Annotated in this window: 20 protein-coding genes and 3 pseudogenes; 10 read left to right on the forward strand and 13 right to left on the reverse strand. The window is 63.0% G+C overall.

Going from position 1 to position 20,715, the window contains the following annotated elements; genetic code table 11:
* The first annotated feature begins 53 nt into the window (after nucleotides 1–53).
* From X760_RS46805 to X760_RS46820, 4 genes are all read left to right on the forward strand, one after another.
* Nucleotides 54–923 carry an NAD(P)-dependent oxidoreductase gene (locus X760_RS46805; protein ID WP_023717640.1) on the forward strand — a complete coding sequence of 290 codons (870 nt, stop codon included), beginning with the start codon at nucleotides 54–56 and terminating at the stop codon, nucleotides 921–923.
* 9 nt (nucleotides 924–932) lie between these two features.
* Nucleotides 933–1,637, forward strand: a complete 705-nt coding sequence (locus tag X760_RS46810; protein WP_023717641.1) for a DNA alkylation repair protein — start codon at nucleotides 933–935, stop codon at nucleotides 1,635–1,637.
* Nucleotides 1,597–2,178: a GNAT family N-acetyltransferase gene (locus tag X760_RS46815; protein WP_023717642.1), complete on the forward strand. Its 582-nt coding sequence runs from the start codon at nucleotides 1,597–1,599 to the stop codon at nucleotides 2,176–2,178. Before X760_RS46810 ends, X760_RS46815 begins: the two co-directional genes overlap by 41 nt.
* Before the next feature lie 61 nt (nucleotides 2,179–2,239).
* Complete coding sequence (locus tag X760_RS46820; protein WP_023717643.1) at nucleotides 2,240–2,812, forward strand: DUF3299 domain-containing protein; 573 nt, start codon at nucleotides 2,240–2,242, stop codon at nucleotides 2,810–2,812.
* A gap of 11 nt (nucleotides 2,813–2,823) precedes the next feature.
* On the opposite strand, the gene X760_RS46825 is transcribed toward X760_RS46820, so the two are convergent.
* From X760_RS46825 to X760_RS79050, 5 genes and pseudogenes are all read right to left on the reverse strand, one after another.
* Nucleotides 2,824–3,315: an Lrp/AsnC family transcriptional regulator gene (locus tag X760_RS46825; RefSeq protein WP_006333679.1), complete on the reverse strand. Its 492-nt coding sequence runs from the start codon at nucleotides 3,313–3,315 to the stop codon at nucleotides 2,824–2,826.
* Nucleotides 3,316–3,518: 203 nt separating this feature from the next.
* Nucleotides 3,519–4,210, reverse strand: a pseudogene (locus X760_RS46830) (uracil-DNA glycosylase family protein).
* Nucleotides 4,150–4,761 (reverse strand): glutathione S-transferase, encoded by a 612-nt coding sequence (locus X760_RS46835; protein ID WP_023717645.1) that lies wholly within the window; start codon nucleotides 4,759–4,761, stop codon nucleotides 4,150–4,152. The pseudogene X760_RS46830 and the gene X760_RS46835 overlap by 61 nt, the downstream one beginning before the upstream one ends.
* A 40-nt stretch (nucleotides 4,762–4,801) precedes the next feature.
* Nucleotides 4,802–5,329, reverse strand: a pseudogene (locus X760_RS79045) (thermonuclease family protein); the annotation flags it as partial.
* 3 nt (nucleotides 5,330–5,332) lie between these two features.
* Nucleotides 5,333–5,740 (reverse strand): annotated as a pseudogene (locus X760_RS79050) (thermonuclease family protein); the annotation flags it as partial.
* Nucleotides 5,741–5,815: 75 nt separating this feature from the next.
* Between X760_RS79050 and X760_RS46845 the strand changes: the two are divergent.
* Complete coding sequence (locus tag X760_RS46845) at nucleotides 5,816–7,330, forward strand: HAMP domain-containing sensor histidine kinase (RefSeq protein WP_023717647.1); 1,515 nt, start codon at nucleotides 5,816–5,818, stop codon at nucleotides 7,328–7,330.
* A 4-nt stretch (nucleotides 7,331–7,334) separates the two neighbouring features.
* On the opposite strand, the gene X760_RS46850 is transcribed toward X760_RS46845, so the two are convergent.
* On the reverse strand, nucleotides 7,335–8,333 hold the full coding sequence (locus X760_RS46850; RefSeq protein WP_023717648.1) for a nicotinate-nucleotide--dimethylbenzimidazole phosphoribosyltransferase: 999 nt from the start codon (nucleotides 8,331–8,333) through the stop codon (nucleotides 7,335–7,337).
* A 174-nt stretch (nucleotides 8,334–8,507) separates the two neighbouring features.
* Here X760_RS46850 and X760_RS46855 point away from each other — a divergent pair, with 174 nt between their 5' ends.
* On the forward strand, nucleotides 8,508–8,741 hold the full coding sequence (locus X760_RS46855) for a DUF1289 domain-containing protein (RefSeq protein WP_031193575.1): 234 nt from the start codon (nucleotides 8,508–8,510) through the stop codon (nucleotides 8,739–8,741).
* 13 nt (nucleotides 8,742–8,754) lie between these two features.
* Nucleotides 8,755–9,459 carry a TIGR02281 family clan AA aspartic protease gene (locus X760_RS46860; RefSeq protein WP_023717649.1) on the forward strand — a complete coding sequence of 235 codons (705 nt, stop codon included), beginning with the start codon at nucleotides 8,755–8,757 and terminating at the stop codon, nucleotides 9,457–9,459.
* Between the two features lie 9 nt (nucleotides 9,460–9,468).
* On the opposite strand, the gene dusA is transcribed toward X760_RS46860, so the two are convergent.
* The 7 genes from dusA to X760_RS46895 form a co-directional block, all read right to left on the reverse strand.
* Nucleotides 9,469–10,461, reverse strand: a complete 993-nt coding sequence (gene dusA, locus X760_RS46865; protein ID WP_280940410.1) for a tRNA dihydrouridine(20/20a) synthase DusA — start codon at nucleotides 10,459–10,461, stop codon at nucleotides 9,469–9,471.
* Between the two features lie 372 nt (nucleotides 10,462–10,833).
* On the reverse strand, nucleotides 10,834–11,424 hold the full coding sequence (msuE, locus tag X760_RS46870; protein ID WP_031193577.1) for an FMN reductase: 591 nt from the start codon (nucleotides 11,422–11,424) through the stop codon (nucleotides 10,834–10,836).
* 72 nt (nucleotides 11,425–11,496) lie between these two features.
* Nucleotides 11,497–12,552, reverse strand: a complete 1,056-nt coding sequence (locus X760_RS46875) for an aldo/keto reductase (protein ID WP_023717652.1) — start codon at nucleotides 12,550–12,552, stop codon at nucleotides 11,497–11,499.
* Between the two features lie 20 nt (nucleotides 12,553–12,572).
* On the reverse strand, nucleotides 12,573–13,520 hold the full coding sequence (locus X760_RS46880; protein WP_023717653.1) for an oligopeptide/dipeptide ABC transporter ATP-binding protein: 948 nt from the start codon (nucleotides 13,518–13,520) through the stop codon (nucleotides 12,573–12,575).
* Nucleotides 13,498–14,496, reverse strand: a complete 999-nt coding sequence (locus X760_RS46885) for an ABC transporter ATP-binding protein (RefSeq protein ID WP_023717654.1) — start codon at nucleotides 14,494–14,496, stop codon at nucleotides 13,498–13,500. The genes X760_RS46880 and X760_RS46885 overlap by 23 nt, the downstream gene beginning before the upstream one ends.
* Before the next feature lie 2 nt (nucleotides 14,497–14,498).
* A complete protein-coding gene (locus tag X760_RS46890) occupies nucleotides 14,499–15,497 on the reverse strand; it encodes an ABC transporter permease (RefSeq protein WP_023717655.1) in 999 nt (332 codons plus the stop codon).
* Nucleotides 15,497–16,483, reverse strand: a complete 987-nt coding sequence (locus X760_RS46895; RefSeq protein WP_023717656.1) for an ABC transporter permease — start codon at nucleotides 16,481–16,483, stop codon at nucleotides 15,497–15,499. Before X760_RS46895 ends, X760_RS46890 begins: the two co-directional genes overlap by 1 nt.
* 314 nt (nucleotides 16,484–16,797) lie before the next feature.
* Here X760_RS46895 and X760_RS46900 point away from each other — a divergent pair, with 314 nt between their 5' ends.
* The 3 genes from X760_RS46900 to X760_RS46910 all read left to right on the forward strand — a co-directional run bounded on the left by X760_RS46900 (nucleotide 16,798) and on the right by X760_RS46910 (nucleotide 20,705).
* A complete protein-coding gene (locus X760_RS46900) occupies nucleotides 16,798–18,408 on the forward strand; it encodes an ABC transporter substrate-binding protein (protein WP_023717657.1) in 1,611 nt (536 codons plus the stop codon).
* A gap of 65 nt (nucleotides 18,409–18,473) precedes the next feature.
* Nucleotides 18,474–19,658, forward strand: coding sequence for an LLM class flavin-dependent oxidoreductase (locus X760_RS46905; RefSeq protein WP_023717658.1), 1,185 nt, complete (start codon nucleotides 18,474–18,476; stop codon nucleotides 19,656–19,658).
* Nucleotides 19,659–19,667: 9 nt separating this feature from the next.
* On the forward strand, nucleotides 19,668–20,705 hold the full coding sequence (locus X760_RS46910; protein ID WP_023717659.1) for an ABC transporter substrate-binding protein: 1,038 nt from the start codon (nucleotides 19,668–19,670) through the stop codon (nucleotides 20,703–20,705).
* The last annotated feature ends 10 nt before the right edge of the window (nucleotides 20,706–20,715 follow it).

Here is a 20,715-nt window from a genome sequence, read left to right on the forward strand (position 1 = left end):
TTGCCTGATCCGATAAGAAGGCCGCAAAGCAGGTTTCTAAGGGATTCGAAAACATGGCTTCGGTGGCATTTCTCGGTCTTGGCGTCATGGGTTATCCGATGGCCGGGCATCTCAAGAACAAGGGCGGTCACGACGTCACTGTCTACAACCGCACCAGGGCCAAGGCCGAGCAGTGGGTTGCCCAGCATGGCGGCAGCTTCGCCGTGACGCCGGCAGAGGCGGCCGAGGGCAAGGACTTCGTTTTTTCCTGCGTCGGCAATGACGACGATCTGCGCTCGGTGACGACCGGCGCCGGAGGCGCCTTCAATTCAGTGAAGAAGGGCGCCATCTTCGTCGACAACACCACGGCATCGGCCGAGGTCGCGCGCGAACTGGCGCAGCAGGCGCAAGCGCTCGGGTTTTCGTCCCTCGACGCTCCGGTCTCCGGCGGTCAGGCAGGCGCTGAGAACGGCGTGCTGACCGTGATGGTCGGCGGCGAGCCAGACGCCTTCGACAGGGCCAAGCCGGTCATAGATGCTTATGCCCGCATGGTCGGGTTGATGGGACCGGCAGGGGCTGGCCAGCTCACCAAGATGATCAACCAGATCTGCATTGCCGGCCTCGTTCAGGGACTGGCCGAAGGTATCCATTTCGGCAAGCAGGCCGGGCTCGACATCGAAAAGGTGATCGAGGTGATTTCCAAGGGCGCGGCCGGTTCCTGGCAGATGGAGAACCGCCACAAGACGATGAATGCCGGCAAATATGATTTCGGCTTCGCCGTCGACTGGATGCGCAAGGATCTTGGCATCTGCCTCGCCGAGGCCGACCGCAACGGCGCCAAACTGCCGGTGACGGCACTTGTCGACCAGTTTTACAAGGACGTGCAGGCGATGGGCGGCAAGCGCTGGGACACGTCCTCGCTGCTGGCGCGGCTGGAGAAATAGGATTTCACCGTGGCCGAGCTTTCGCCTCAATCCAGCGCCGACGAAATCGTCGCTCATCTGCGCTCGATCGCCTCGGAGGAAAATCGCCTTGGCATGCTGCGCTACGGCATCAAGATCGAACGTGCGCTCGGTATCTCGCATGGCGTGCAGCGGCAGATTGCCAAGAAGATCAAGCGCAACCATGACCGTGCCTTCGAGCTTTGGCAGACAGGCATCATGGAGGCGCAGTTCATCGCCTCCGTGACCGCCGATCCAGAGCGGTTCTCCGCCGCGGATGCAAGACGATGGGCGGCGACTTTCGACTCGTGGGATATCGTCGACGGGGTCTCCGATCTCTTTGTCGATACGGATTGCTGGAGGGAACTGATCGCCGAATTCGCGGTCGACGAACGGGAATTCGTTCGGCGCACGGCGTTTGCGATGATGGCTTGGTCGGTGGTCCACCGGAAGAAGGAACCCGAGGCGACCTTCCTCGAATTCCTGTCGATCATCGAAGCGCATGCGACCGACGGCCGCAATTTTGTGAAGAAGGCGGTGAACTGGGCGCTTCGTTCGATCGGCAAACGATCGATGAATTTGCACGGCCCTGCCCTTGCCCTGGCGCAAAAACTAGCGGCCTCGACAGACAGGACTGCGCGCTGGATCGGCAAGGACGCCGTGAAGGAACTTTCCGATGCCAAGACGCTCGAACGGCTCGCCGCCAGAAAAGCTTGACCTGAGCAAAGTGCGCTTCACCCAGGTGACGCAATCGACGCGCGCTGATTTCGAAAACCTGTTCGAGCAACCCGGCGGGCCGAAATATTGCTGGTGCATGGCCTGGCGCAACCTCGACCGCCGCGAGCATGTCGAGAACGACGAGAAGAAACGCGCGATGATGGCGCTGATCGAGGCTGGCACGCCGGTCGGCATTGTCGCCCAGATCGATGGCCGGACCGTCGGCTGGTGCTCGGTCGCGCCGCGCGAGACCTACCGCAGGCTGTCGCGGCAGCAGGACGATAGCGAGATGGGCATCTGGTCGATCGTCTGCTTCTATGTACCGAGAGCGCTGCGCGGTGGCGGGCTGGCAAGCGCATTGCTCGACGCGGCCATCGATCACGCCGTTGCCAAAGGCGCCAGGATGATCGAAGCCTATCCGGTCGACGATGCTTCGCCGAGCTACAGCTTCATGGGGTTTCGCGGCATGTTCGTCGCCCGTGGCTTTCGCGAGATTGGCATAGCCGGCTCGCGCCGGCATGTGATGCGGCTTGAGCGTTGACCAGTGGACAGCGGCAGCTTTACTTGATGTCCGCAGATCAAGGCTCAACAGCGGAGCAGCGATGAGCAACCGTTTTAAATCAGGCGCGGTCTTGGCGACTGCCTTGTTGGCGTCCGCCATCGCGGCAAGCGCTTCCGCTGGGACCATGCACATTTTCTGGAAGGATCTGCGCCCAGCGACCCAGGCAGCCGCCGAAAGCGTCGGACTGCCAATGATCGCGGCCAAAATGCCGGATCATGGCGAAACGCTCTCTCACGATTTGCAGGACCAGACCGTGCAGCTCGCGGGCTACGCACTGCCGGTCGATCGCGACGGTGATCTCGTCTATCAATTCCTGCTGGTGCCCTGGACAGGGGCCTGCAGCCATATGCCGACGCCGCCGCCCAACCAGATCGTCCTCGTTACGCCTGCGCAACCCTACCGGATGTCCGAGGCCTACCAGCCGGTTTCGATAACTGGCGCACTAGAGCCAGGCATGGAGAAGAGCCAGCTTTTCATCCTTGACGGCGTCAGTGTCATCCAGTCGGGCTACACTGTGCGCAAGGCCGAGGTGGTCAACGTCGACACCGTGCCGGACACGATCACGCTGCCGGTCAACTCGCCCTGGACTTTCCTCAACAAAAAGAAGAACTAAGCAGAAGAATGTCAAGCGGCGTTGGCGCCGGACTCCTTGTCGAGCACCATGTAATCCAGCGGCATCTCGGTGGTGTATTTGATCTGCTCCATGGCGAAGGAAGACGACACGTCGCGGATCTCGATCTTGGCGATCAGCCGCTTGTAGAAGGCGTCGTAGGCGGCGATGTCGGGCACCACGACGCGCAAGAGATAGTCGACATCGCCGCTCATGCGGTAGAATTCGACCACTTCGGGAAATTCCTGGATGACCTCCGAAAAGCGCCGCAGCCATTCATGGCTGTGCGAATTGGTGCGGATCGACACAAACACCGTGACCCGCACATTGACCTTTTCATGGTCGAGGATGGCGACGCGCCGCTTGATGACGCCCTCTTCCTCGAGCTTCTGGATGCGCCGCCAGCACGGCGTCGTCGACAGGCCGACCTTCTTGGCGACGTCGGCGACCGCAAGCGTCGCATCCTCCTGCAGGAGGCGGAGGATTTTTCTATCGAGGCGGTCCATTGGGTGCTCCCCCTGATGCAAGTCGTCCAAAGTGCGCAGCGGCTTTGGCACAACGATATGCATAAAAACAAGAATTTAAAGCGCGTCCCCTCATGCGCTGCGCGCTTCGCGGAATAGATTACCATATTCCCTCTTGTCATGGCCTTTTACAAGAAAGAAATTCTGTCGGATAGCGCGAAAGCGAGTGATTTCTTGCTGAATGCCTAGCCGATGCGATAGCGGATTTCCGATCTTAGAAATGGCAGCAAATCCATTTCAAACCATGGATTGCGCTTCAGCCAGCCGGTGTTGCGCCAGGACGGGTGCGGCAGCGGCAGGACTTTCGGGTCAGTCGGTGCCGCCCAGATGGCGCGCCAGTCCAAGACTGTTTCTGTCAGCGAGGGACGGCGCGCCGCGCCCATATGCCAGCTTTGCGCGTAGATGCCGATCGTCAGCACCAGATCGACTTGCGGCATCAGCGCCATCAGCGATACGCGCCAGGCCGGCGCACATTCGCGGCGCGGCGGCAGGTCGGCGCCCTTGGCGTCCTGACCCGGAAAGCAAAAGCCCATCGGCACAATGGCAAACTTGTCCGTGTCATAGAATTCCTCGCTGCCGACGCCGAGCCAGCTTCGCAGCCGGTCGCCGGAGGCGTCGGTGAACGGCATGCCTGACACGTGGACCTTGGTACCCGGCGCCTGGCTGGCGATCAGGATGCGGGCGCTCGAAGATGGCCTGAGCACCGGACGCGGCTGGTGCGGCAATGGCCTGCCGGCCGGCTTATCGACGCAGATGCGGCAGGCGCGTACCCTCGCTGCCAAGGCTTCCAACTCTTCGCTCATTCGGAACTCATTGTCAGGCGGCGGCACTCGGCCGGCTTGAGATTGCCCGATACCAGCGCAGCACGTTGGTGCACTCTTCGGGTACCTTGATGCGAGCCGGCTTCATGAAGTCGATGGCGACCAGCCCGGTGATGTCGGCGATCGAATAGGTATCGCCGGCGACGAATTCCCTGCCGGCGAGCTCAGTGTCCAGAAATCTCAGGAATTCGATCGCCTTCGGCTTGTTGGCCTCGCCCCATTCGGGGATTTGCGGGATCTCCCATTCCCTCATTGCGGGATGGATATGCCGGAACGCCGCGGAGACGCAGCCGAACAGATTGAACTCCACGCGCCTTTGCCACATCTCGACGATTGCCTTGCCCAGCGCACCACGCCCGAACAAAGCCGGCTCGGGGTGCAGTTCCTCGAAGTAACGGCAGATTGCGACGGACTCGGTGATGATGGTGCCATCGTCGAGTTCGAGCACCGGCAGACGCTTCAGCGGATTGCGCGAGCTGACCGGCTGCTCTTTGTGCTCCAGCGCACCCATGTCGACCGGCACCAGCGGAACTTCAACTCCCTTTTCAGCCAGGAAAATCCGAACCCGACGTGGATTGGGCGCGCGCCCGCCGTCGAACAGCTTCATCTTTATCCTCTCGTGCATCTCGACGAATCATAGGCGCAGCTCACCAGAAGCGAAAAATCTCCCGCAGGGCGTCGCCGATCGACGCCAAGGTCCCGTGTTTTCTTTCGACCAGCTCGTGCCCGTGGCTCTCGCGCCAGTTCTTCGGCTCGTCGAAAGTTCCGGCCCAGATGCCGGCCTTGCCTGCGCGCGCAGCGGCTTCCTCGGTCTCGAAATCGCCAAAGGCGACCGCCCAGCCGGCCTCGACCTGAGCGCGGTTGAGATCCTTGCCGCCAGCCTTGCAATCGCCGAGCAGCCTGCCGTAACGGTCGCGCTGCCAGCCGCTGCAGGTCACCGGATTGCCTGATATCAGCCGCACCAGCGCCTGGCGCGCCAGCCTGCCGCAGGCGTAGTCTGCGCCATCCCTACGGCAGATCTGCTGGTATTCCGGAGCGTCGATGCCGCGCATGCGGATACGTTCGGTGCCAAGAGTGAGTGAATCGCCATCGTTGACGATCGCCGCCCCTTGCGCCTTGCGCGTCTCGAAACGGTCGAGGCGTGCGGCGAGCAGGATCAGCAGGCCGAGCAGAATNTTGAGATCCTTGCCGCCAGCCTTGCAATCGCCGAGCAGCCTGCCGTAACGGTCGCGCTGCCAGCCGCTGCAGGAAACCGCTTTGCCGGCAATCAACCGCACCAGGGACTGCCGCGCGAGCTTGCCGCAGGGATAGTCGGCACCGTCCTTGCGGCAGATCTGCGAATATTCCGGCGCGTCGATGCCGCGCATGCGGACACGCTCGCTGCCGAGGGTGATGCTATCGCCGTCATTGACGAGCGCGGCGCCCTCCGCCTTGCGCGTCTCCACCCGGTCGAGGCGCGCCGCCAGGAGGATCAGCAGGCCAAGCACGATGAGCGTCAGCCCATAGTCCATCAGCCTGCGCCACCGGCTTCGCGGGCGCGGCGCATAGTATCGCTGGCGCGGCCATCGCGACCACGAACGGCTCATATGGCAAACCGTTGGTTAATCATTCGAACGTAGCTTAACGATTTGAAATTGCTGCCCGCGTAAATTGAAGACTTCATGCCCCTGCAACGCTCGACCACGGCGGACAAGTTTATTGTGGACCGCAGGAAACGCCATCGCAACAGCGATGTCGCGCGCGCGGTCCGCAAGACGCGCGACCGTCTTTCGCAGCAAGCCGGAAATCCCGACTTCGACCGCGAGCTGTTGAAGCTCCACGCGCTGTCGATGACCGGCGGCGTGATCGTCGTCCCGCTGCTCGTTCTGGCAACTGCCGCCGCAGGCTTGCTCGCGGGCGTCGGCAAGGAGATCGGCGTCTGGGCGCTGTTCACATTCATCTGCTACACCATCGTTGCATTCATGGCGAGACGCGTCACTCAGGCGTCCGAGCTCAACCCGCTGGAAACGCATAGGGATTTCCTGATCGGCCATTTTCTTTGCGGGCTTGGCTGGGCCTGGTTCGCATGGCTCGGCTGCGAAACTTGCCAAATCGATCAGTTCCAGGTCGCCAAGGCGGTGGTGCTGCTGCTCGCCATGTCGGCAACCGCGATCCTGGCATCGTCCCTGCGCGGTGCGCTGTTGGCGACCTTCGCCCTCCCGGTCGCCATCTATGCCTATGCCAGTGCGAAACTATGGCTGCCCGTCGAGGTGATCATGGCAGGTTTGCTGATCGCTTCGCTGCCTTTCTTCGCCTATGTGGCGCGCCAGCTCAACCGTTCCTCGCTGATGCTGCTGTCGTTCCGCTCCGAAAAGGACGCGCTGATCGCCGAACTGGAGACGGCGAAATCGATGTCGGACGAGGCACGGCGGCGGGCGGAAGACGCAAATCTGGCGAAATCACGTTTCCTGGCCTCGATGAGTCACGAACTGCGCACGCCGCTCAACGCCATTCTCGGCTTTTCCGAAGTGATGGCCAACGAGGTGCTCGGCCCGATGAGCAACCCGACCTATCGCGACTATGCCCGCGACGTGCATGACTCCGGACAGCATCTGCTCGACCTGATCAACGAAATCCTCGACTTGTCGCGCATCGAAGCGGGTCGCTACCAGCTCAATGAGGAGCCGATGATGCTGCTCTCCGTCGTCGAGGATTGCTGCCACATGATGGAGCTGAAGGCGCGCAACAAGGACATCCGCATCGTCCAGGATTTCGAAAACGCCTTGCCGCGCCTGTTCGCCGACGAACGCGCGGTGCGGCAGATTGCGCTCAACCTCTTGTCCAATGCCATCAAGTTCACCGCCACCGGCGGCGAAATCCGCGTGCGCGTCGGCTGGACGGCGGGCGGCGGGCAATATCTCTCCGTCAAGGACAATGGGCCGGGCATACCGGAAGACGAGATCCCGATCGTACTCTCGGCCTTCGGCCAGGGCTCGATCGCCATCAAGAGCGCCGAACAGGGCACCGGGCTTGGCCTGCCGATCGTGCAGGGCCTGCTGGCCATGCATGGCGGCGAATTCCAGCTCCATTCCAGGCTACGCGAAGGCACCGAGGCGATCGCCATCTTCCCGCTGAGCCGGGTGATGGAGGAACTGCCGGCGCTGCCGACCAAGGCGGTTGCTTCGCGCCGGCGCTGAATGCTTAACCGCGGACCGCGGCTGCCATGCCGGAGCTGGTCAGCGCGGCCGCCTTGACCAGTCCAGCGGCAAGAGCCGCCCCTACCCCCTCGCCCTGGCTGACGCCCAGATCGAGCAGCGCGCGAAGGCCGAGGCGCTCGGCGGCCTTGGCATGGCCCGGCTCCGGCGATAGGCTTGCGAGGAGACAATGATCGAGCGCGGCGGGGTTGGCGGCATATAGGGCGGCAGCGGCCGCGGTCACCGCAAACCCATCGAGCAGCACCGGGATCTTCTGCATCCGCGCCGCCAGAATGGCGCCGCAGATCGCTGCGAATTCCCGTCCACCGACCCGGCGAAGCGCTTCCAGCGGATCCTTGAGGCTCGCGCCGTGAAACGCCATCGCGGCATCGACCACCTCCGCCTTGCGCCTCTGCATCGCTGCGTTGGCCCCCGATCCAGGGCCGACCCAGTCGGCGCCGGTGCCGCCGAACAGCGCCGCGCAAAGAGCCGCGGCGACAGTCGAATTGCCGACGCCGAGGTCGCCAAGGCAAAGCAGGTCGGTGCCGCCGGCAATCGCTTCCATGCCGAAGGCCATGGTGGCGGCGCAACCGCGCTCGTCCAGTGCCGCGTCCTCGGTGATGTCGGCTGTTGGAATGTGCAGAGCCAGATCGAACACCTTCAAGCCGAGATCGTTGGCGATGCAGATCTGGTTGATCGCTGCACCGCCGGCGGCGCAGAGCTCGACCGCATTTGCCGTGGCGGCGGCGGGGCGCGGCGAAATGCCGTGGCGGGTGACGCCATGATTGCCGGCAAAGATCGCCACCAATGGCCGCGTCACCGCCGGCGGCGCGCGGCCGCTCCAGCCGGCGAGCCAGGCGGCGACGTCCTCGATGCGGCCGAGCGAGCCTTCGGGCTTGTCTGCCTTGGCAAACAACTGGCGCACGTGGGCCTCGGCCGCCATATCTGCCGGTGGCAGGCTCATCAGGAGTTCGCGAAAATCGTCGAAAGGCAGCGCGCTGGTCATGTCGATGGCGATCGTCCCTGTGAATTGGTGAGCGGCATAGCCGCCTTGGCCAGCCGGCACAACCTCGGCACAACTTCGAGGTATTGACGCGAAAGCACTTGTCGGCGGCGCACCCCGGAGGGCTTGCATTGACTTTGTCGTTGCACCATGTGGAGGCTAGCCAAGGAAATCCTCATGACGGCCATTGAATCCCCGTGCATCCTGGTCTGCTCGATCGACATGAAAACCGGTTTCTGTTTCGGTTGCGGGCGCACGCGCGAGGAAATCGCCGCCTGGATCGACATGACCCCGCAAACCCGCCGCAGCGTCATGGCCGAGCTGCCGGCAAGGCTGGAAACGGTCGAGCGACGCCCCCGCCGGGAAACCCGTCGCAGCCGCATGGCACGCGAACGCGACGCCCTCTCGTGAACCGGCCGCAGAGATGAACCGACTGTTGTGGATTCTGATCGTCGCGATCGGGGCGGGTGTGCTCCTGCTCATGCTCAACGATTCCGCCGGCAGCACGTTCGGCATTGAGAATTACGATTTCAGCCAGCTGATCTGGCTTGGCGCTTTAGCGGCGCTCGTCGGCGCCGGCCTGCTCAGATCGGGCAGGCCGTTAGGCACCATGGCCCGCAGCCTCGGCGCCTGGGGTGCCATCGTGCTGGCGCTGATCGCCGGCTATCAGTACCGCTATGAGTTGCAGGATTTCGCCAGCCGCGTCACCGCCGGCTTTGTTCCCGGCAGTCCGCTGGCACTGGGCGTGGACGAAGGCCATGCCACCGTCACCCTGGACAAGGCCGGCAACGGCCATTTCGAAGCGCGTGTCACGATCAACGGGACGCCGATCCTGACGGTTGTCGATACCGGCGCGACCAGCACCGTGCTGACCGCCGAGGACGCACTGGCGGTCGGGTTCAATTCGGCGGCTCTCCGCTTCACCATACCGATCTCTACCGCCAACGGCATGACACGCGCCGCCGCCGTAAAAACCGATGAGCTGTCGATCGGCGGCATCATGCGCAAGGACATGCCCATCATGATCGCCGCACCCGGCACGCTCGGCCAGAGCCTGCTCGGCATGAATTTCATCGGCTCGCTATCGGGCTTCGACGTCCGTGGCGATCGCATGATTTTGCGGGATTAACTTCTTTCCTCAGGCCGCCTCTGCGGTCCTGCCGAAATCGACTTCTGCGAAAGCCGCCTTGAGCACCTGCGGTCCGGCACCCGGCTTTGTCGCCTCGGTGGAAAGGATCTGCCGATAGCGGCGTGCACCGGGCAGGCCGTGAAACAGCCCGACCATGTGCCGGGTGACATGCCCGAGGCGTCCACCCTGCTCGATATGGCGTGCCGCGTAATCCGCCATGGCATCGATCAGCGCGGCAAAATCGAACGGCTCAGCCGTGCCGCCGTAAAACGCGGCATCGATGCCGGTCAGTATCCCGGGCGTGTGATAGGCGGCGCGGCCGAGCATAGCGCCATCGACATGGTCGAGATGCCTCAGCGCCTCTGCAAGAGATTGAATGCCGCCATTGATGCCGATGAATTTGTTTTGTTTTCTGGCTTTCAGCCGATATACGCGGCCATAGTCGAGCGGTGGGACGTCGCGATTTTCTTTTGGGCTCAGACCTTCCAGCCAGGCCTTGCGGGCGTGCACCCACAGCGCGTCGGCGCCGGCCGCGAAAACACCGTCGGCCAAGGCATCGAGTGCCGGTTCCGGATCCTGCTCGTCGACGCCGATGCGGCACTTGACGGTAACCGGTATTTTCACCGCCGCCTTCATCGCAGCGACGCAATCCGCGACGAGCACCGGCGTCTTCATCAGGCAGGCGCCGAACGTGCCCGACTGGACGCGGTCGGACGGACAGCCGACATTGAGGTTGATTTCATCATAGCCGAAGGCTTCGCCGATGCGCGCCGCCTCGGCCAGCTTTCCCGGATCGGCGCCGCCGAGCTGCAGCGCCACCGGATGTTCGCTGTCGTCGAAGCCGAGCAGCCGCTCGCGTGCGCCGTGGATGACCGCATCTGCCACCACCATCTCAGTGTAGAGCAGCGCCTCGCGCGTCAATTGGTGATGGAAGAACCGGCAGTGCCGGTCCGTCCAGTCCATCATAGGTGCAACGGCAACTTTGTGTTCTAACATACTAATTTTATTATCTTTTTTATGCGTCAGTCCGTCCAATACCCTGTTGGAACGACTGAGCAATTTGGAAAGAAGCGCGTAGCCAAACGTAACCGAATTTACGACTATGCTGGCGCAAACTGAAGGCCATTTAGCACATCACGCCGCTCACTGCACACGTGGTGCACACGAAATCTTCCGTCATCCCACCGGCCCGACCATCGATCAGATGACCATCAATAGCTTCGCTTGGCTGAACAAGGCCTTGACACGCAACTGGCATGCACACTGCCTCAACCACTTTAGTGACAGCATCGGGCTGTATCGACTTCAAAGGCGTTGCCTGCGGCTTATCGGCGAACTGAATTTGCTCTCCGCTAGTCTGAGCAATGTTATGCGTCAGCCCGAGGCCAGCCTGACCGGTTGGCTGTTCGGCTGCCGCGCGGAAAGCAGGGCCGCGAACTGGTCCACAGCCTGTCCGGCCCGCGCCAGGACTAGCGGATCCACGAGCTTGCCATCGGCAAAGTCGCTGTCGCTGCCGTAGACGGCGCTCGGCACGGTCAGTGCGGAGTAAAAGCCGAACAACGGGCGAAGCTGATGCTCGACCACCAGAGCGTGGCGCTGGCCGCCGCCTGTCGCGCCGATCAGCACCGGCCGGTCGACAAGCGCCAGCGGATCGATGAGGTCGAACAGATGCTTGAAGAGGCCGGCATAGGAGCCGTTGTAGACCGGCGTCGTCACGATCAGCGCGTCGGCCTGTTCGACAGCCTCCACCACATTCAGCGCCTCCGGCGTCAATTCCTTTCGCGTGAACGCAGCACCCAGACCACGGCCGGCATCGACAAGATCGAGGAAATTCACCGTGGCGGATAATCTTTCGCGCAGTGCCTCACCCAGATGATGCGCCAGCGTCCGTGATTTCGATGGCCTATGGGTGTTGCCTGACAAAACGACGATGCTCTGGCGCAGCCGTTCGACATGGAAATTCATGGGCTCTCTCATCTGTCCGAAACGATTGGAGACTCTGGCGGGCCGCCGGCCCCGCCAGTCCACAGCTGACCGTCAGGCGGCGCGCAGAGGCCGCGTCAGCGGGATCGGTGCGGCCGGCTCGGAACGCGGCACGCGGCCTTCGACCGGATGGCTCGGATCGTTGAATCGGTGCGTCGAGGCATGGCCGGCTGTGACGAGGCGGTCGACAAAGGCCTCGTCTTCAGCGGTCAGCCTGAAGTCCAGCGCCTTAGCGTAGCTGTCCCACTGTTCCTCGGTGCGCGGGCCGGCGATCGCCGCCGTGACCAGCCGGTTGTTCAGAACCCAGGCCAGCGCAAAATCGGCGGCGGAGACGCCGCGTGATTTTGCGTGCGCCGCGATCTGCCTGGCGATCTCAATCGATTCCGGGCGCCACTCGGTCTCGGCGATACGCTTGTCGCCACGGCCGGCCCGCGTGTCGGCAGCTGGCGCCTGGTTCGGCTCGTATTTGCCGGTCAGCACGCCGCGCGCCAGCGGGCTGTAGGAGACGACGCCAAGACCAAAATAGGCGGCGGCCGGCAGTTGCTCAGCTTCGGCGGTGCGGTTGACGATGTTGTAGAGCGGCTGGCTGGCCACCGGCCGGTCGATGCCGAGTTCATCGGCGAGATGCGCGACTTCGGCAATGCGCCAGCCACGGAAGTTCGACACGCCGAAATAGCGCAGCTTGCCTTGGCGGATTAGGTCTGCAATCGCCCGTACCGGCTCCTCCAGCGGCGCATCGAAGACGGCACGGTGGAAGTAGAACAGGTCGATGTAATCCGTCCCGAGGCGGCGCAGGCTGTTCTCGACGGTCTGGATTACCCATTTGCGCGAATGGCCGCCAAGATTGGGACCCTTGTCATGCGAGTTGACGAATTTGGTCGCTACAACCCAATGATCGCGCGTCGCCTTGATGCCGCGGCCAACGATTTCTTCGGACTTGCCGTTGTGGTAGACGTCGGCGGTATCGATGAAATTGATGCCTTGCTCGCGCGCCTTGTCGATGATGCGGTGTGCGACATTTTCCTCGGTCGGCCCGCCAAACATCATCGTGCCGAGGCTGAGCGGCGAAACCTTCAAGGCGCTGCGGCCAAGATAGCGGTAATCGGACATTTTTCTGCTCCGTTGAACTTTCAGTTGAGGGTTGGTTCGGCGTAGTGGCAGGCGACGTGGTGTCCCGCCGCGATCGCCCGGAATGCCGGCTCCTGCGAACGGCAAAGATCGGTCGCCAGCGGGCAGCGCGTGTGAAAGCGGCAGCCGCTCGGGATGTTCTGCGGGCTCGGCAGGTCGCCATGGATCGGCGCGGCCTGACGCCGGCGCAACGGGTCCGGCACGGCGTCCATCAGCGCGCGCGTGTAGGGGTGCTTGGGCGAGGTCCACAGCGTCGCATTGTCGGCGCTTTCGACGATGCGGCCGAGATACATGACCAGCACCCGGTCGGCAAAATAGCGGACCACCGACAGATCGTGCGAGATGAAGAGGTAGGACAGGCCGAGCTGCCGCTTCATGTCGACTAGCAGGTTGAGGATCTGCGCCTGGATCGAGAGGTCGAGTGCCGACACCGGCTCGTCGCAGACGACCAGTTCCGGATTGAGGATCAGCGCCCGTGCTATGCCTATGCGCTGACGCTGACCGCCGGAAAATTCATGCGGGTAGCGACCGAGCGAATCCTTCGGCAGACCGACACGCTCGATAATGTCCTCGACGATGCCGCGCCGCTCGGCCTTGTTGCCGATGCCATGGACTTTCAGCGGCGCGGTCAGGATGTCGCCGATCGTGTGGCGTGGGTTGAGCGATGCGAACGGATCCTGAAAAATCATCTGGATATTGCGGCGCGCCGCCTTCAGCCGGCTGGCGTCGAGAACGGTGATGTCGGTGCCGTTGAACTCGATCTTGCCGCCGGTCGGATCGACCAGCCGCATGATCGTCTTGCCGAGTGTCGATTTTCCGCAGCCGCTTTCGCCGACGAGACCAACCGTTTCGCCGCGCCCGACCTCGAGGGAAACGCCGTCGACAGCGCGCAGCGCACCGCCCTGGGCGTGGAAATGCGTCGAGAGGTCAGAGACCGAGAGCAACGCCATGCGCAACCTCCGGAATGAAGCTGTAGGGACAGGCAACGAGGCGATCCTCGCTCACCTCGACGAGGTCGGGTACGAAATGGGCACAGCTGTCGCGCGCCACCGCGCAACGCGGCCGGAACGGACACCCTCTCTCGCCGGCAGCCGAGACGATGCTGCCGGGAATCTCCGTCAGTCTGGCGTCGCGGTAGTGGAGATTGGTCTTCAGCCGCGGCGACGCAGCCAGCAGGCCGCGCGTGTAAGGATGAAGCGGTGTTCTGAACAGCGCGCCCGGCAACGCCTGCTCGACCTTGCGGCCGGCATACATGACGACGACCTTGTCGGCCCATTGCGCGACGACACCGAGATCGTGGGTGATCAGCACGACCGCCATCGACAGTTCGCGGCGCAGCGTATCGAGCAGGTCGAGCACCTGCGCCTGGATGGTGACATCCAGCGCCGTCGTCGGCTCGTCGGCAAACAGCAGGCGCGGCCGGCAGGCAACGGCGATGGCAATCATGACGCGCTGGCGCATGCCGCCGGAAAGCTGGTGCGGATAGTCGTCGATGCGCCGCTGCGGATCGGGAATGCGCACAAGCGAGAGCAATTCCATCGCCCGCGCCCGCGCTGCCTTGCCGCGTATGCCCTCGTGCAGCGTCAGCACCTCGGTGATCTGCCGGCCGATGGTCAGCACCGGGTTGAGCGAGGTCATCGGCTCCTGGAAGATCATCGCGATCTCGCGCCCGCGCAAGTTCCGCATCGCCTTCTGGTCGAGACCGAGCAGATCCCTGCCGGCGAACTCGATCCTGCCATTGGGGATCTTCGCCGAGCGCGGCAGAAGCTGCATCAGGGCAAGTGCTGTCAGCGATTTGCCGGAGCCCGATTCGCCGACGATCGCCAGCGTCTCGCCTTCGCCAACCTCGAAACTCAGCCGGCTGACCGGCTCGGTGGTCGGGAAGCGAACCGTCAGATTGTCGACCCTGAGCAAGGGAGTGGCCATCTCTAGCGCTCCTGCGAGAAGCGCGGATTGAGCGCGTCGTTGAGGCCGTCGCCGATCAGGTTCAGCGCCAGCACGGTAAAGACGATCGCTAATCCCGGCAGTGCCGTCAGATACCAGGCGGTTCGGATCAGCTCTCGACCGGCTCCGATCATCGAGCCCCAGCTGACGACATTGGGATCGCCGAGGCCCATGAAGGACAGCGCCGATTCCATCAGGATCGCGGTTGCCACCATCACCGACGAGGTCACGATCAAAGGTGGCAGCGCGTTGGGCAATATCTCGCGGAAGATGATGCGGGCATGGCCGTAGCCGAGGCTACGGGCAGCCATGACGAAATCCTTCTCGCGGATGGCCCGGAATTCGGCACGCGTCAACCGCGCCACCGTTGGCCAGGTGATGACGGCGATCGCCACCGTCACCACAGGCGCCGTCGGCTGCGCGATCGCCACCATGACCACCAGAAGCACGAAGCTCGGTATGGTCTGAAAGATTTCGACCAGGCGTACCAGCAGGTCGTCGATCCAGCCGCCGAAATAGCCGGCGGTAGCGCCGACGAGGATGCCGAAGCTGAGACCGAGCGCGGTCGCCATCAGCCCGACGAACAGCGAAATCCGCGCGCCATGCAGAATGCCGGAAAGCACGTCGCGGCCCATCGAATCCGTGCCCAGCGGGAAGGCCGGATTCTGCCCCGGCCACAGGAAGGGCCGTGCTACCATCGACAGAGGATCGGCCGGATAGAGGACGGGCGCCAGCAAGGCTGCCAGCACGACAAGCGACAGGAACACCACGCCGAACATGGCGTTGGGATTGCGCAGGAAAACCTTCAGCGCCCGGCCACCGGCCGCAATCGGTACCGACGCCGCAGAGGCGGAGCGCGCGTCGGGCGCGTGAAGATTGCTCCAGCTCTTCGCCTCGGGTTCAGCCGACACCGCAGGCTCGCGGGTATCGGCATAGAGGCGGCGGGAGCGGGCATCGCCGGCGGCGAATTCGGTGGAAGCCATCAGCGTACTCCGATGCGGGGATCGAGCCAGGCGTGCAGCAGATCGACGGTCGCATTGGCGACAATGACCAGCAGCGACGACAGCAGCAAGATGCCGAGCAGCACCGTGAAATCACGGCCCATGACCGCCTCGAAGGCGAGACGCCCGAGGCCAGGCCAGGAATAGACGGTCTCGACGACCACGGCGCCGCCGAGCATGCCGCCAACATGCATGCCGGCCATGGTGGTGATGGGGATCAGTGCGTTGCGCAGGACATGCCGGATGGTGATGACGGTCGGCGACAGGCCCTTGGCGGCGGCGGTGCGCACATAGTCCTGCGACTGGACTTCCAGCATCGCCGCCCGGGTCAGCCGCGCATAGATCGCCACGTAGAACAGTGCCAGCGACAGCGCCGGCAAGATCATGTAGCGCACCTTGTCCCAGAGGCCGGCAAGGCCGGTCAGGTTGCTGCCGATGGTTCCCGAACCGCCGCTCGGCAGCCAGCCGAGCTTGACCGAGAACAGGACGATCAGCATCAACCCGATCCAGAAGCCCGGGATCGAATAGAACAGCAGCGAAACGACCGAAAGCAGACGATCCGGCAGGCGTCCCGAAAACACGGCCATCAACGATCCGAGGACGAGACCGAGTGCGATGGCGATGGTCAGCGCCACCGCCATCAGCAACAGCGTTCCCGGCAGCCGCTGGCCGATCAGGTCGGCGACCGGCATGCCGTAGCGCGGCGAAAAGCCAAGACTGAAATGCGCCAGATTGTAGAGATAGTTGAACAGCTGGACGAGCAGTGGATTGTCGAGTCCGAAGCGCTGGCGCAACGCCGCCATGGTTTCCACCGTGGCCGAACCGGCCTCGCCGGCCATGACGTCGGCGGCATCGCCCGGCGCAAGCTGGAGCAGGAAGAAGTTCAGGATCACGATGCCCAGAACCGTTGGCACCGCCTGGATGGCCGTGCGCCGAAAGGTTCTGCCAATGCGCGTCAGGGTCGACATCGTTTTCGCTATCCCGGCTGTGGCTGACGATGCGGGTTTGCTGTTTCCCGGAAAGTTCCGTGCTTTTTAGTTGACAAGATTTATAGACATTGTCAAACCTGATTTAAGAAATTTTGTTCTGAAAATGGCAATGTTTCAGAATAGACTTTTATTTCATGCTACAAAAATAGCCGTTTGAAGTATGAAATCTTAAGTGCGGGAGCGAAGCGGCCAAATCTTTTCACAAACGGGCCGGCTCTTGGAACGATGGATTTTTCACCCGGCTGCCGACGACCGGCCGATTGATGCCGGCAGCAAAAAAGGACCAAGGCGCCATGTCTCATTTCCTCACCCCGAACCGCCGTAGGTTTCTCGGCCTTTCGGCAACAGCGCTCGGAGCCACCCTATTGCCCGCATCGCGCGGCGCCTACGCAGCCGAGCCGAAACAAGGTGGAACGGCGACGCTGCTGCTCTCGGCCGAGCCGCCGGTGCTGACGACGATCGCCCACACGGCGTTCAATTCCGTCTACGTCTCGGCAAAGACCACCGAGGGCCTGCTGACCTACGATTTCGATCTCACGCCGCGCCCGTCACTGGCCAGGCAATGGTCGCTCAGCGACGATGGCCTGCAATACACTTTCAAGCTGCGCGAAGGCGTGAAGTGGCATGATGGCCAGCCATTCACCGCCGCCGACGTCGCCTATTCGATCGCCACGATCAAGGATGTTCACCCTCGTGGCCGCAACACCTTCCTCAATCTTATCGACATCCAGACACCGGATCCGCTGACCGTCACGCTGGTGCTGTCAAAGCCGGCGCCTTACCTGATCACGGCGCTGGCCGCGGCCGAAACGCCGATCGTGCCCAAGCATCTCTATGACGGCGGCAAGGCAGCCGAAAATCCGGTCAACGTCGCGCCGGTCGGCACCGGCCCGTTCGTCTTCAAGGAATGGGTCCGCGGCAGCCACATCGTCTATGAACGCAACCCTGATTATTGGGACGCGCCGCGCCCCTATCTCGACCGGCTGATCGTGCGTTTCATCCCGGACGCTTCGGCGCGTGCCTTGGCGCTGGAAACCGGCGAGATCGACCTGGCGCCGGCAACGCCGATCCCGTACAGCGACTTGCAGCGCTTCGAGACGCTGCCGCATATCGGCTTCGAGAAACAGGGCTATCAGTATTCCAACGGTGTCAGCCGGGTCGAGTTCAACCTGGAGAAACCCTATTTCCAGGATGTTCGGGTCCGCCGCGCCTTCGCCCATGTCATCGACCGCAACGTCATCCGCGAGACGATCAACTATGGCTATGGCGAGACCATGCCCGGTCCGATCAACCCCAATCTGAAAAAATGGTTCGTCGCCGACCTGAAGACCTATCCGGTCGACACTGCCGCCGCCGAGAAACTGCTCGACGAAGCAGGCTTGCAACGCGGTGCCGACGGCACCCGCCTCAAGCTTGTCCACGACTATGTGCCGAGCGGCGAGACCTACAAGCGCGGCGCCGACTACATCAAGCAGGCACTGGCCGCGGTCGGGATCGAGGTCACCGTGCGCAGCCAGGATTTCGCCACCTACACCAAGCGCATCTACACCGACCGCGATTTCGACTTCACCTTCAACGGCATGAGCAATCTGTTCGATCCGACGGTCGGCGTGCAGCGGCTCTACTGGTCGAAGAATTTCAAACCGGGCGTGCCGTTCTCCAACGGGTCGAAATACAGCAATCCCAAGGTCGATGAACTTCTTGAAGCTGCCGCCGTCGAGGTCGATCACGAAAAGCGCTTCGAGCAATGGGCCGCGATCCAGCAGATCCTTGTCGAGGACCTGCCCGACATCGGCATCGTCAGCCAGCCGGAAATCACCCTCTACAACAAGCGCATCGCCGATCACACAGTGGGCGCCGAGGGCAATGCCGGCAGCCTCGCATCAACCCATATCGTCGCCTGATCCGCCGCCCCATGCGCGGTCTTTCGCGCATGGCATCTCTTTCTCCTTCCCCGAGAGATTCCCCCATGACGCTCGCCCACAAGCCTGGTTCCATCGTCGGCACGCCCTTCTTCAAGGCGCCGACCGACTATCCGGACAGCCCGCTATCGAAAGCGCTTCAGCAGCCGGTGCTGCTCGGACTGTTCCTGCCGATCCAGGCCGGCGGCTGGACCAACTCGACCCTGCCGCGCTCGACCGACTGGCGCTTCGATTACAATCGCGACCTGACGCTCAAGGCCGAGGAGCTTGGCTTCGACCTCGTCTTTGCGCTCAGCCAGTGGCTGCCCAAGGGCGGCTATGGCGGGGTCTTCAACGGCCAGGCGCTGGACAGTTTCGTCTCCATTGCAGCCATGGCCGCGATCACCAAGAAGATCATGCTGATCTCGACCATGCATGTTCTCTACGGCCCGTGGCATCCGCTGCATCTGGCCAAATTCGGCGCCACGCTCGATCACATTTCTGGCGGCCGCTGGGGCATCAACGTGGTCACCGGTCATCGCGCCGTCGAACACGAGATGTTCGGCTGGAACCGCATCGAGCACGACCGTCGCTACGAACTCGCGGCCGAGTTCGTCGAAGTGCTGCAGCGGCTGTGGCAGGACGACGAGAATTTCTCCTTCTCTGGAGAATCGAGCTGGAAGCTTAATGGCGGCTTCGTCACGCCGAAGCCGAATTACGGTCGGCCGATCCTGGTCAATGCCACCGGCTCCGATGCCGGCATTTCCTTTGCCGGCCGTTATTCCGACATCGTCTTCGTCACCAGCCCGGCCGGCTCCGACATCGCCAGCGCGCTGGAGGCGCTGCCGGCGCATACGAAGAAGGTGAAGGACGCCGCCCTCGGTGTCGGCCGCACCGTGCGCACGCTGCTCAATCCGCTGGTCATCAGCCGTCCCACTGAGAAGGAAGCCTGGGCCGTCGCCGACCAGATCGTCGCCCGTGCCGACAGCCGTACGCCGAAAGGGTTCCAGACCTTCAACAGCGACGCCCAGGCCTGGAAGGGCCGCGAAGGCCGCGACGATCCCTACGCCAAGGTCGGCGGCAACATTTATCTCATCGGCACGCCCGAGCAGATCGTCGACCAGTTCGTCAAGCTCAAGGACGCCGGCATCGATGGCCTGCAATTGTCCTTCTTCGACTTCAAGCCGGACCTCGAATTCTTCGGCGAGAACATCCTGCCGCTGATGAAGCAGGCCGGCCTGCGCAACGCCTGAGGAGCACTCATGACCACGACTGCGATCTCCGAAATCTGGTACACACGCTGCCCGGTGCCGACGCCTGTCGGGCTTGCGGCGCAGCTCGGACTTCTCGACGAAACCTTTCGCAAGGAGGGGATCGAATTGAAGTCGATCATCGATTCACCCAACCGCGACATCCGCCAGAGCCATTTCAACCACACACTCGACTGGTCGTTCCGCCACGGCGGCAACGTGCCGCCGATCCGTGCGCGGTCCGAAGGGCGCAAGACGCGTCTCGTCGGCATCACCTGGACCGACGAATTCCAGGCGATCATCACCTTGCCCGGCACCGGCATCAGAACAACCCAGGACCTGAAAGGCCGCCGCTTCGGCATCGCCCGGCGTCCGGAAGGCATCGTCGACTTCATGCGGGCGACGGCGCTGAAAGGGCTGGTCTCGGCGCTCTCGCTTGAAGGCCTCAGCCATGCCGACGTCGAGATCGTCGACATCGGGCTGACCGACAGCGTGCTCGACAGCCAGGAAGGGCCGTCGCTGTTCGGCCTCAAGCGCAAACAGGCCTATGGCGAGGAGGCAGCCGCGCTGATCCGTGGCGAGGTCGACGCCATCTATGTCAAAGGCACGGCCGGCATCAATGTCGCCAATCTGATCGGCGCCATCCAGGTCGCCGAATTCGGCTTTCATCCCGACCCGAACATCCGCATCAACTCCGGTTCGCCGCGTGTGCTGACCGTCGACGATTTGCTGGCCGAAGAGCGCCCTGATCTGGTCACGCGCCTGATCGAGACGATCCTGCGCGCCAGCGCCTGGGCTAAGGCGCATCCGGAAGAGACGCGGCGCTTCGTCGCCCGCGAATCCGGCGCCACCGAAGAACAGGTGCTGGCCGCCAACGGTCCGGATGTCCACAACCATCTCGGCCTCGGACTGCAGCCTGAGCTCGTCGCGGCGATTTCCCACTACAAGGATTTCCTGCGCGACTGGGGTTTCCTTGCCAGCGATTTCGACGTCGAGGCCTGGGTCGATCGCCGGCCGCTCGATCAGGTGACCATCCGCGCCGCCGCCTGAGAGGAAGCCA

It is taken from the genome of Mesorhizobium sp. LSHC420B00 (assembly GCF_000503055.1).
Classification (GTDB): Bacteria; Pseudomonadota; Alphaproteobacteria; order Rhizobiales; family Rhizobiaceae; genus Mesorhizobium.